Origin of the sequence: Cohnella sp. GCM10027633 (genome assembly GCF_042675445.1) — a bacterium.
Classification (GTDB): Bacteria; Bacillota; Bacilli; order Paenibacillales; family Paenibacillaceae; genus Cohnella.
Genome location: NZ_JBHTGV010000002.1, coordinates 138,914 through 151,519 on the forward strand (window position 1 = coordinate 138,914; position 12,606 = coordinate 151,519).

Annotated in this window: 7 protein-coding genes; 6 read left to right on the forward strand and 1 reads right to left on the reverse strand. The window is 54.8% G+C overall.

Features of this window, described 5'->3' with window-relative positions; translation table 11 throughout:
* The first annotated feature begins 153 nt into the window (after positions 1–153).
* Positions 154–2,703 carry a family 78 glycoside hydrolase catalytic domain gene (locus ACFQZG_RS05375; RefSeq protein WP_378150532.1) on the forward strand — a complete coding sequence of 850 codons (2,550 nt, stop codon included), beginning with the start codon at positions 154–156 and terminating at the stop codon, positions 2,701–2,703.
* 95 nt (positions 2,704–2,798) lie between these two features.
* Here the strand turns inward: ACFQZG_RS05375 and ACFQZG_RS05380 are convergent, their stop codons facing one another.
* Positions 2,799–5,768: a hypothetical protein gene (locus ACFQZG_RS05380; RefSeq protein ID WP_378150533.1), complete on the reverse strand. Its 2,970-nt coding sequence runs from the start codon at positions 5,766–5,768 to the stop codon at positions 2,799–2,801.
* Positions 5,769–6,040: 272 nt separating this feature from the next.
* On the opposite strand from ACFQZG_RS05380, the gene ACFQZG_RS05385 reads away from it, so the two are divergent.
* The 5 genes from ACFQZG_RS05385 (at position 6,041) to ACFQZG_RS05405 (ending at position 12,528) form a co-directional block, all read left to right on the forward strand.
* Positions 6,041–7,399 (forward strand): ABC transporter substrate-binding protein, encoded by a 1,359-nt coding sequence (locus tag ACFQZG_RS05385; RefSeq protein ID WP_378150534.1) that lies wholly within the window; start codon positions 6,041–6,043, stop codon positions 7,397–7,399.
* Positions 7,400–7,486: 87 nt separating this feature from the next.
* Entirely contained in the window at positions 7,487–8,365 is an 879-nt protein-coding gene (locus ACFQZG_RS05390; RefSeq protein WP_378150535.1) for a carbohydrate ABC transporter permease, read from the forward strand.
* A complete protein-coding gene (locus tag ACFQZG_RS05395; RefSeq protein WP_378150536.1) occupies positions 8,365–9,186 on the forward strand; it encodes a carbohydrate ABC transporter permease in 822 nt (273 codons plus the stop codon). The genes ACFQZG_RS05390 and ACFQZG_RS05395 overlap by 1 nt, the downstream gene beginning before the upstream one ends.
* A 14-nt stretch (positions 9,187–9,200) precedes the next feature.
* Entirely contained in the window at positions 9,201–11,018 is a 1,818-nt protein-coding gene (locus tag ACFQZG_RS05400; protein WP_378150537.1) for a sensor histidine kinase, read from the forward strand.
* Complete coding sequence (locus ACFQZG_RS05405; protein ID WP_378150538.1) at positions 10,972–12,528, forward strand: response regulator transcription factor; 1,557 nt, start codon at positions 10,972–10,974, stop codon at positions 12,526–12,528. Before ACFQZG_RS05400 ends, ACFQZG_RS05405 begins: the two co-directional genes overlap by 47 nt.
* The last annotated feature ends 78 nt before the right edge of the window (positions 12,529–12,606 follow it).

A 12,606-nucleotide genomic window follows, 5' to 3' on the forward strand; every position in this document is an offset into this window, starting at 1 on the left:
ATTCGAATGCTTTAACAGCAACAGGCTGCCGATCCGTCGGCAGCCTGTTCGTTTGCCTTTGCCCGAGTGACGGTTTCCGATTAACCGTCAAGTCCAATAATCGAAGATCTATGCTATTCTTGGAGAAGAAGAACTATAAGGAGCGGAACGCCGGTGAGCCATAGGGAAGCGTTGGAAGCTTGCGAACTGAAGGTTAACTGCAGGGTCGATCCGTTAGCGATCGAGGGAGACCCCGATTTCTCGTGGAAGCTGCGAAGCGGGCAGATCGGCGCGTCCCAAGGGGCATACCGCATCGTCGTACGGCGCGAAGACGAGGTCATGTGGGACAGCGGCGTCGTTCGGTCGGACGATACGCTGCAAATCGCTTATCCCGGCAAACCGTTGTCTGCGGGCACGCGGTATTCTTGGACGTTGGAGATCGGGGATTCGGAGTGGAAGGAGCCGAGCTTGGCGCAGTCGGCTTTTTTTGATACCGGTTTATCCCAAGAGGACTGGAAGGCGGCTTGGATCTGGAAGCAGGACGGAGTCATAGCGAACGACTTCGCATACTTTCGCAAGGCATTCGAGCTGTCCGAAGCGCCCGCGTTAGCGAAAATCTACGTGTCCGCGCATCATCACTATCAACTGTTCGTTAACGGAACGAGAGTGGGAGGATTGCTCTCTCCCGCGCCTAGCGAGCCTGCCAAATCGAAGCTGTATCTGGGGTACGAAGTTACCGGATTGCTCGGAGCCGGGGAGAATTGCATCGCGGCCGCGGTCCATTATATCGGCGGCGGGGGCCAGAACTACGTCGACGGGCAACCCGGATTGATCCTGCAAGCCGAATGGCGCACCGCGGACGGAGAAACCGGCCGTCTCGTCACGGACGAATCGTGGAAGGCGCTGAGCCGGACGCCCTACGAGAACGGCGCCGCCTATCAGCAGAATCGCCGCGTCTCGGCGATCGAAGCGTACGATTCGCGCCTGGAGCCGGACGGTTGGCGGGAAACGGGCTTCGACGATTCGAGCTGGAGCTCGGCCGTACTGTCGCCGGTCCAAGCGCTCGAATGGCGGTTGCGGCCGCAGACGATCCCGGAAGGATATGCCGAGGAGGAGATCGTTCCGGTTCCCTGCGGCGTACAGCGAGTCGGTTGGCAAGTGTTCGATGCGGGGAAGATCGTCTCCGGCTGGGCCAAGCTCGAGTTGCGCGGAGTGAAGGACGCCGTCGTCCGCATGCGGTATTCGGAAGATTTGCTGGAGAACGGAGAAGTGAAGCATAACGTCGCCAACGAGGATTCGGAGACGTATTACGACGAGTATACGTCCAAGGGGTCGCCGATCGAGCGATGGGAGCCGGATTTCTCGTACAAGGCTTTCCGCTACGTAGAGGTGACGGGATGCCCGGTATGGCTGGAACCCGAGCAGGCGATAGTCGTCTCCGCGCATACGGCGCTCGATTACGGCGCGTCCTTCGAGTGCTCGGAACCTCTATTGAACCGCATTTACGAAGCTTGCATTCAGACGCAGAAGAACAACGCGCTCGGTCAATTGACCGATTGCCCGCACCGGGAACAGGCCCAGTACTTGGCCGATTCCGACATGCAGGCCGAGACGCTGGGCTACGGCTTCGACTCCCATCGCATGCTGCTCAAGGTGTTGGCGGATTTCTCCGATGCTCAGGAGGAGGACGGCCGCTTTCCTTTCGTATTCCCGACCAATACGGAGTCGTTCGGATTGCGCATTCCGGAATGGGACCTTCACTTCGTCACGTTGCTATGGAAAATGTACGAGATTTTCGATGACAGGCTAGCTCTAAGTGAATACTTCAATGCGGCGGAAACCATGGCGCGGTACTATCTGGGCAGGATCGATGAGACCGGCCTCGTCCCGAAATACGCGTCGGACGACGAAGGCTGGCACATCAGCGATTGGCCGTATCCCGACATCGACCACTCCGGACCGTATTTGACCGTGCACAATCTGAAGCTCGCCCATGCGCTCGATCTTCTGTCGCGGATCGCGGCGCTGATCGGCAAAGAAGCGGAGCACGTTCGGTACGCGGAAGCTAGCGCCGATCTGAGAGCCGCGGTTCGTCGCCATCTCTACGATGCGGAACGCGGCTGCTTCGCGGACAGCTATGGCTCCGCCGAGAGCCATCAAGGCACGAACGTCGTCGGATTCCAATACGGGGCGCTGGACGATGGCGAACGCGAAGCGCTGCTGCAACGGATCGAGGAGGGAGGCTTGGGCTGCCGGACGCTGCTCGCGCTGAACTTGTTCCGCGTGCTGTTCGAGAACGGCAGAGGGGAGACAGCCTTCCGGCTCTTGAACCGCACGGAATTCCCCGGCTGGGGACACATGATCGATAAGGGCTCGCGGACGACGTGGGAAGGCTTCGACGATATCGAATCCCATAGCCATGCGTGGAACGCCTATCCGGCGCGGCTGTTCCTGCAATACTTGGCCGGCATCGCGCCGGCGTCTCCGGGCTTCAAGACGATTCGGATCCGGCCGACGATTCCGGAGGGACTCGCTTACGTCCGCTCGTCGATCGAGACCGTCAGAGGAACGATCTCCGTCCGTTGGGAGCGGCTCGAGGGCGGCGGCCTGCGGCTGGAAGCGACGATTCCCGCGAATACGGCCGGATGCCTCGTCGTTCCTAAGCCGTGGGGAGAGGGAACGGAGATCGCGCTTCCGTCGGGAAGAAGCTCGTTCGAGTTCTAATCCGTAATATGAACTGCAAAAAAACCGAGAGAACGCGCTCGCTAATCGGCGGCCGATCTCTCGGGTTTTCTGTCTATTCAATTTATAACCGCCGTTTAAGGAATGACGCTGAACGCATCCACCACCATATACGTTCCGGACGTCTTCACGAGCCTGATCGTATGCGAGCCGCTCGTTAATCCGGTCTTCGTATAGAGCGTCTGCTGTACCGACCGGCTTGCCGCGTAGGCGTTCACCGTCGTCTGGAAGACGCCGTCGATGTAAACGTCCACGTTGCCTTGGTCGCTGTTCTTCTCGGCGATATAGCCGACCCCGGTTCCCGTGAACGTATACTGCGCGTAATCGTTGTTCGACGTCGTGTAGTGAAGATCGTCGTAATAGTCGCCGAAGCCTCTGGCGCCGGATACCGCCCACGCGCCCGTGTAGGCGATTCCGCTCGCGTTGTCGTTAACCGTCGTCGGCGTCGCGCCGGTCGTCACCTTGAACGCGTCTACCAACATGTACGTTCCGGATGTCTTCACGAGCTTGATCGTATGCGAGCCGTAAGGCAGTCCGGTCTTCGTATATACGTTCTGCTGGACGGCCCTGCTCGAAGCGGTCAAGTTCAGCGTCGTCTGGAAGACGCCGTCGATGTAGACGTCGACGTTGCCTTGATCGCTGTTCTTCTCCGTGATGTAGCTGATGCCGGTTCCGGTGAACGCGTATTGCACGAAATCGTTGTTCGCGGACGTATGATGCACGTCGTTCTGATAGTCGCCGTAAATCCGGTTCGGCGCATACCCCCAAGCGCCGCTGTAAGTGATGCCGGAATCATTATCGTTCACTACTGTCATTGCATTACTCGAGGAGCTGATCGCGACGTTGTCCACGTTGAAGGAAGTCAACTGCTGATCGTATACGAGCCAAGTGCTCTCGGTGTCCATGCGAACGCTCGCGATATTCGGCACTTCGTTCTTGAACGAGATGCCGCTCAGCGTCGGCGTGCTCGGCACGACGCCTCGTCCCGTCCCGATATACAGATCGTACTTGCCCAGCCCCACGTTCAGTACCCATTTCAGGTGATACCAAGCGTTGGCGTTGTACGTCGTAATATCGATGCCCGGATCGAAGTTCGAGCCTTTGGTGCCGAAGTATCGGATTTTCCCGTTGTTGTAGAACCTCACGCCGGCGACGATCGCGCCTACGCGATCGTTAATGTAGACGTTCGAGATTTTATTGTTGGCCGAAGGCTTCAAGTCCATTTCCACGGTGACGATCTTATCTTGACTTTGCGGCGAGAAGCGCTTGATCATGCCGGCGACGCCGCTCCACTCGAGATCGTTCAGGCTGACGCTCTTGTCGGAAGTACTCGGGTCGTTCGCGTTCGAGATATTGTTCGTGTTGAAGTGCGAGCCGGATAGATCCGACCAATTCATGAGCGTACCGTCGTTGAAGTTGTCGGAGATCGGCAAGCCGTACACCGGTATCGCCGCCGGAGCGGGGACGGGCGCCGGATGCGTGAACGTCGGATAGGTGCCGGCGTTCCAATGCACGTTGTTCGCGTTCGTAATCGCGAATCCGCCTTGCGCCGCCGAGTTGATCGCGTTGCCGTTCATCTTCAGGTTGTTGATGTACAGATCCGTAATCTTGTTCGACGGATTGCCGGCGATCTCTCCGCCGGTATCCTTGAACGACATGTTGTTGAGGATGATCGTGCCGCTCAAGTTCGCGAAATGGTCGAACGCCGTGTGCGTCATGGCCGACGATCCCGTGAATTGGACGTTGTCGAACAGGAAGTTGCCGTACTTCCCGTTCAAGGGGGCGTTGAACGAATCGAGCGTCTGTCCGAATTGGGGAATGGACAGGTTCCGGTACGTGATCCCCCAGACGTCCCCGCCTTCGTAGTTCGCCTCGTTGCATCCGTAAGCAATGCCCCCGTGACCGCCGTCGCCTCTGGAGATGTACGTGCTGTTCGTGAAGCTGACGTTATAGGTGCTCGTGAAGCCTCCCCAAGCCCCCGTATGGGCGGACCAGGAATCGTCGGACGCAAGGCCGATGCTCTCGTCGAACGTAATATTGTTCCCGCCGTAGACGACGATATTGTCGTTCATGATGCCGCCGTAGTTCACGTATTTCGTATTGTAGAATGTCGCGTTATTCCCGCCTTCGGTGCGCATCGGGGAGTTGGGCGTATCGATGAACCATAGCCCGTCAACGGTCAGCCCGTTCGAGATTCTCCCGGATAGATGGGTCATGTTGATGCCGTCCCACCAGCCGATGCCCGACGCGCCTCGCCCTCCATGAATGCGATACGTGCCGTCCAGCATGCCTCTGCCGTAGAACTTGACGTTATTGCTGCCGCTGACCCTGAACATATTGGAGCCCCAACTGTTCTCGTCCCATACGATTCGGGTGCCGGCGCTGAAGTAGAACGCCACGTTGTCTACGAGATTCAATTCGATCGAATGCGTTCGGTAAATCCCGTCCGGGAAATAAATAATCGACTTGCCGGGCGTCTCCAGCAAGTAGTTGATCGCCTTGTCTATTCCGGCATAAACGTCGGTACCGCCCGTATTATCCGTAACGAAGTCCGCGATATTGACCACGTTGGCGTCGTTCGGACCCGGAGCGTTCGTCTCGACGGGTTCGACGACGAAGGTAAGCCAACTGTGTACGTTCGTTCCCCAGCCGATCGCGAATTTCTGAAGGGGGCTGGCCGTGAACGTCAGCGTATTGCCGCTTACGGCAGGCGTGATGTTGTAGCGTTTCGGCTCGAACTGATAGGAATTGATATTGCCGACGAGGTCCGTCACTTGAACTTCCACGGGACCGTCGGCGGTTACCCGCGCCATATGGTTGACGTAGTCGTTCGTATAGGAGAATACTTTGACGGTCGTCCAAGCGCTTCCGCCCACCGGTCTAACCTTGACGGCGAAGTCCGAGCTGATGCCGAGCCCCGGCATGTCCGGCATCGCCGTCACCGTCGTGGCCGCGTACGTGACGTTAGGGGGGATGGACGCCCATCCGACGACCAGCAACGTACACAACGCGAATAACGACAGCATGATTCGATTAACCTGATTCATCATTTGCACCTCTCTTGATATATAATGTTGCCATGGTTTATGAAAGCCCTTTCAAAGAGCTTCGTTACAAATCATAGAGAAGCCGGCGCGATTGATCAATGTCAATTATGTAACAGTCGAAATGGAACATATTGAAATCGGCGGCCCGTCGTTCATGAGTTTAAAAAGTTCCATCCTAACTGTTCCATTCTATCTATTTAACGGAACGAAATATCGGAATATACTGACGTTGCAACTACATTCGGAACAAGAATAGGGAGGCAGAAACACAGATGAAACGCCTAATGAAGAAACAAACCGTTCTCGTGCTATTGCTAGCCATGATGATGGCGATTACGGCGGCGTGCGGTTCCAACGAATCGAACGGGAAAGAGAACGCGTCCGCAACGGAGACGGCAAGCGAGACGTCCGCCGCGGAGAAGGAAGCGGTCACGGTATCCCTATTGACCTCTCAGGCGAAGTACAGAGAGGCTTACAAGAAAATCGCGGATAAATTGAAAACCGAAGAGAACATCACCCTGGATATTCAAATCGTACCGGACGATCAATATTACAACTTGGTCAAGACGAAGATCGCCACCAAAGAAGTGCCGGACATTCTCATGAACAACGCGCCGTCGGAATACATCACGATCGATGCTCCGAAGAACATGGTCGATCTTAGCAACGAGCCGTGGATCACGCGCCTGGCGAATCCGAATCTGCTGAAAGCCGCGGACGGCAACATTTATGCCATGCCCGTAGAGTCTTCCAGTTTCTATTCCGCCGCATATTACAATAAAACGGTGTTCAAGAATCTGGGGTTGACGGAGCCGAAGACGTACGCCGAGTTCTTGAACGTATTGGAGACGATCAAGACCAACGGCAACGGCATTACGCCGATCTATATGTCGAACAAAGACTCGTGGACGACGCAAATCTTCATGACGATCGGTCTGCCCGTGTTGTTGGGCGACAAAGCGCAGGCAACATGGGACAAGCTGTTGACCAACCAGATGAAGTGGGCGGACATTCCCGAATTCAAGACGATATTGACGAGCTTCGTTGAATTGTACGAGAAGGGCTACGTGAACAAGGATCATATGACGGCTACCTTCGACAACGCCAAGGACGCGTTGGCGACCGGCAAAGCCGCGATGGTCTATAACGGGGAATGGACGGTCGGCGACCTGTTGAACAAGAACAACATGGACCCGAATAATCTCGGCGCGTTCGTCGTTCCGTTCGGGGATAAGCAAATCATGGGTACGGGCGCGTTCGTGCAAGGTTTCTTCATTCCGAAAGATTCCAAGAAGATCGAAGCGGCCAAGAGAGTGTTGAACCTCATCTCGCAGCCGGCTTACATGAACATGTATTACGCGGAAAATCCAGGATCGCCGGGTTTCAAGGACGTCGACGGCGGAGACGTTCACCCTGCGGTGAAAGCGTTGGTCGATAATTATATAACGACGAACAAATATATCGCGCAAGTGAACGATCCGATGGCATTCGTGTCCCCGATCTTCCCGGATCTGTGGCAATTGTACGTGGACATGACCGTATCGGGAGGGAAAACGCCCGACGAAGTCGTCGGCGCTTGGGACAAGAAATACGCGGATTACATGAAGCAAAAAGAGCAGCCGGGTTTCTAAGAAGCGCGCAATAGGTTGTCAGGCAAAGGCCTTGTTCATCCGACAAGGCCTTTGCCAATAAATCGGAATCAGCTAGGAGTGGTCGTTGTGGGAAGCATAAAGCGTTATTATCCGAACTCGTTCACATACCCCACGGTTTTGTTCTACGGTTTGTTCTTCATCTTCCCGAGCCTTGTCGGCTTAGGCTTCGCGTTCACGAATTGGGGCTCGGAGAATCTCGCGAATTGGGGAGCGATCAAGTTCATCGGCTTCGATAACTTCAAGTATTTGTTCGACGATGCCGACTTTAACGCGGCTTTGAACAACACCTTCGTATTCGCGGCCGTCACGACGTTCTTGAAGATCTTACTGGGGCTATTGCTTGCTCTCGGATTGAATCAGCGGTTGGTCACGCGTAACTTCCTGAGAGCGGTCTATTATATTCCGGCGGTCGTTAGCGTTACCGCGATCGGCTTGCTGTTCTCCGCGATATTCAGCATGGACGGCTTATTCAATCACTTGCTGCGATTCCTCGGCTTCGACGATCTCGCGATCAATTGGCTGGGCGATACGAGAACGGCGTTCTCCATCGTCATGAGCATGGAGGTTTGGAAGTGGAGCGGGTTCTGCATGATGATCTTCCTGGCGGGCTTGCAAGCCATATCCAAGGAATACTACGAAGCCTCGAACATCGACGGAGCCTCGCGCCTTCAACAATTTCGCCATATTACGTTTCCTTTGTTGATGCCGGCCATCACGATCAACGTCACCTTGAATCTGATCGGCGGCTTTAAAGTGTTCGATCAAGTCTACGTGCTGACGAACGGACGATCGGGCACGGAAGTATTGAATACGCAGGTCTATCGGGCGTTCTCCAACGGCTTGTACGGCAGGTCGAGCGCGATGGGAATGATTCTGTTCCTGATCATTGCGGCGATTACGCTGATCGTAGTGTCGTATCTGAAGCGAAAAGAGGTCGACTATTAATGGGACCGGGACGAATCCAACGCTATAGCTTGGAAATCATTCTGTTGCTTGCGAGCCTCGTAATCTTGATTCCGATCGCCATTATGGTGCTAGGCTCCTTGAAGAGCCCTCTGGAAGCGTCGCATTTTAATCTGAGTCTGCCGAGCGAATGGCATTTCGATAATTACGCGACGGTGTTTCATAGCGGAGGCATGGGCAGAGCGTTCAAGAACAGCCTGATTATCGCTTTCTTCGGGGTTTGCCTGACGGTTGTATTCGCGGCCATGTGTTCGTTCACGATCGCCCGGCGAACGAGCCGATATACGAATATTCTCTTCATCGTCGTATTGCTCGGGATGATTGCTCCGTTCTCGGTCGTGCCTACGATCAGCCTGATGCAAATGATGCAATTGTCGGGGACTTACGCGAGTGTTATTTTTATCTATATCGGCATTAACGTGTCGTACAGCGTGTTCATCTTCACCGGGTTCATCCGATCCGTTCCGAGGGAGCTGGACGAAGCCGCGATCGTGGACGGCTGCGGCCCTTACCGCATGTTCTTCGCCATCATTCTGCCGCTTTTGCAGCCCGTGCTCGTTACGAATATTATCATTACGACGATGGCGATCTGGAACGAGTTCATGATTCCGCTCTACTTCTTCAATACCGCGGCCAAGTGGACGCTGCCGCTTACCGTGTATAATTTCTACGGACAATATGCCGGCGATTGGAATTTGGTATTCGCGGACTTGGTCATTACGATCGTGCCTATCGTTATCGTGTATCTGCTCGGGCAGAAGTATATCGTATCCGGAATGACTTCGGGCGCGGTCAAAGGCTAGTAGGAGGGCTATTATTGAGGTCGTTGCGATTGCAGACGAAATTGTTCATCAACTATTCGATTGTCGTGATCGCGATCATCGCCGTCGCCTTCGGCTTCTTCTATTCCTATATGGCAAGAAGCATCGAGCGCAACGCCCGGGATAACCTCAACCAGCTTGCGGTGAAGACCTCAGAGCAACTGGACGGCTTCTTAAGCGAGCTGGACCATCTTGCCTTGCAAACCGTTACGAACAAGGTCATTCAGAGCGCGTTCATCCATGCTCGCCAATCGGACGATTCCGTGACCGGCAATTACTTCGATCAACATCTGGAAGACCAACACAACGTGATGGACATGCTCGCTTCGATCAACGGTCCCAATCTGACCGCCATGCGGTTCAGCCTATTTAACGCAAAGGGCGACTATCTGAATTACGGAACCTCGTTAGTCGACGAATCCGTCATCGCCGCCAGAATGTTTACTTCGGATTTCATGAACGATTATCAAACCCTATTAAGCTATCAAGGCAATCGGATCATCGCCCCGCCTCATTACGACTATTGGTCGGATCAGACCGACACGGAGATCATCTCGATCTATCGCGAGATCAGGGACGTGTACGAGTCCTACGGCATGCTGGAAATTCAACAACCGTATTCGAAGCTCGAGAGCATCGTCCAATTCTCTACCTTCCCGCAGGTGAGGGTCTACGTGTACGACGAGAAACGCAACATCATCTACGGCACGGGCGACCGGCAGCAAGCCGAGTACACGGTCAACGGCGCGATCGACCGCAAGTCCGCGATGAAGAACGAGATCATGGCGGCATCGCGATCCGAATATTCCGGATGGACCGTCATGCTGCTGGATAAGTCGGGCTCGTCGCTGCCGGGCATACAGGTTCTGCGCAAGACGCTCGTCTTAACCGGAATCTCGCTGATGGCGATTACGTTATCGGTCATCTACCTCATCACCCGCCAGATGATAAGGCCGCTTAAGCAATTGACCGCCTCCATTAAGAAAGTAAGCCTGCATAACTTGTCCGTGGACGTCGCGAACGACCATAACAGCAACGAGATCGTTCAGTTGAACCGGGCCTTCGATAAGATGTTCGATCGGCTGAAGCATTCGATGGATCAAGTCGTGGAGTCCCGTTCGCACGAATTGAACGCGCAGTTCCGGGCGCTGCAATCGCAGATGAATCCCCATTTTCTCTATAACGTCCTATCCGTCATCAGTGCCGCCGGCATGGAGGCGGGCGTCATGAGAATTATGGAGATGTGCCACAAGCTGTCCAACATGCTGCGTTACATTACGACCTATCAAGACCGGGAGGTCACGATTCAAGAGGAGCTCACCTACGCCCGGCATTACTTGGAGCTCATGAAGGAACGGTACCAGGATCACTTCACGTATGCGCTCGACGTCCAAGACGAGGCGCACTCTATCCCGATTCCCAAGCTGATGCTGCAGCCGTTAATCGAGAATTGCTTCCAGCATGCGTTCGTCACGCTGCCGCCGCCGTGGCACGTCGACGTCGTTATCGGGCTGGATGCCGGCCATTGGTTCATGCAAGTGAAGGATAACGGAAGCGGGTTCGATCGGGAGATGCTCGAGGGGTTGATTCGCAAGACGGAGCAGTTCTCCGGGAATATGTCCGCCGGCATGTCTGAGCTGCAACTCGGGGGACTCGGCTTGCATCACACGGTCGTGCGGCTGAAGCTGCTGTACGATCGCGACATGATATTCCGGGTAGAGGCCAACGAACCGCACGGATCGATCATCACGATAGGAGGACTGAGGCATGATCCGGGTATTGGTGGCGGAAGACGAAATGCCGATTCTGAATAGCATTAAGATGGGCATAGAGATGACGAACCCGCTGTTCCGGGTCGTCGCTACCGCGTACAACGGCGAAGAGGCGGTCTCGTTGCTGCGTACGGTCGATATCGACGTCGTATTCACGGATATTCGCATGCCCGTCATGGACGGGATCGGATTGATTGCCCATCTTAAGGAAGCGTACCCGACGATCGTTCCCGTGATCGTCAGCGGCTATCAAGAGTTCGAATACGCCAAGAAAGCGATGAACATGAACGTGTTCGACTACTTGTTGAAACCGCTCTCGCTATCCGAACTGCAGAAGGTACTCTCGAACATCGCCGATCAGATCGACAGCCGGAATCAAGCGGAGATGAATCGGTATATGGAGGAGATTCTGACCAACGAGGGCGGTGCCAGGAGAGCCCCGCCTCCCCGTCTTCTCGAAGAGGGATTGTACGGAGTCATGCTCCTGTGCGCGGGTTCCTTCCCCAGCTACTCGTTGGAAGATTACAATCCCGTCACGGAACAATGGTCCCGATTCGACCTTCTCGGCATTTGCGGGGAATCGCTGGATGATGAACGCAACTTCTGGATATTGGACGGCAAGAGCGATTCCGAGAAAGTCGTAATCTATCGTTACGTCGCGGAGCCGCTATCGCATCGGTTGAAGGCGTGCGCCGAAGCGTTGCTGATCCGATGGGCAACGGATATCGGCACTTCCATCACGATCGGAATTTCATCGGAATTGACGATCGGAGACGTTCATGCGAACGCGCAAATGCTGCGGGCCAGGCTGTATAAGATAATCTCGATCGGCGTCTCGCAAGTGTTTACGTTGTCGCAGTCCGTCGATGCGGCGACCGACATTCCGAAGCTGGATACGTTAACGGAGAAGAAGCTCTTGCTGGCGTTGCAGCACAATACGTTCGAGCCTTTTTTGGAAGTGCTGCGCGGTCTCGTCGAGCAATGGAAATCGTCGAAGCCGAGGCAATACGAGGTGGAGAAAACGCTGCAGCAGATCGCCGCCCTCTGCCTGCGATCGTTGGATACGCCGTCTCCGTATTTCTCCCATCCGTTCGAATCGGACATTCATCAGGCGGTTCTGTACTCAGGCAGCTACGATCAGTTGTATGCGTATTTAAGCATCGTCTATAAGATGGCCTTCGCGATGAAGGAGCGGACCGAGGACGAGACCGATCAATCCGGGCAACTGATGGAGCGGTTGGACGAGTTCCTGCGCAAGAACTTAACGGAACCGATCAATCATCAGACGTTATCGGAGAAGTTCGGCCTCGTCCCGTCATACCTGAGCAAATTGTTCGTGAAGTATAAGGGGATGTCCCCCGCGAAATACTTGGTCACGTTAAGAATGAAGCACGCGAAGGAATTGATGGAAACCCAGCCGAAGCTATTGATGAAAGATATCGCGGCGCTGATCGGCTACCAAGATCCCTTATACTTCAGCAAGCTGTTCAAGAAAGAAACGGGCGTATGGCCTTCCGAGTATAAACGCGTAGAAGCCGATGAATACCGCTAAGCATGAGGACGCTGCCGAAGCGTCCTTTTATTTATGTTAAAAACAATGATCATGCACAATCTCGATCCGGACAAAGAG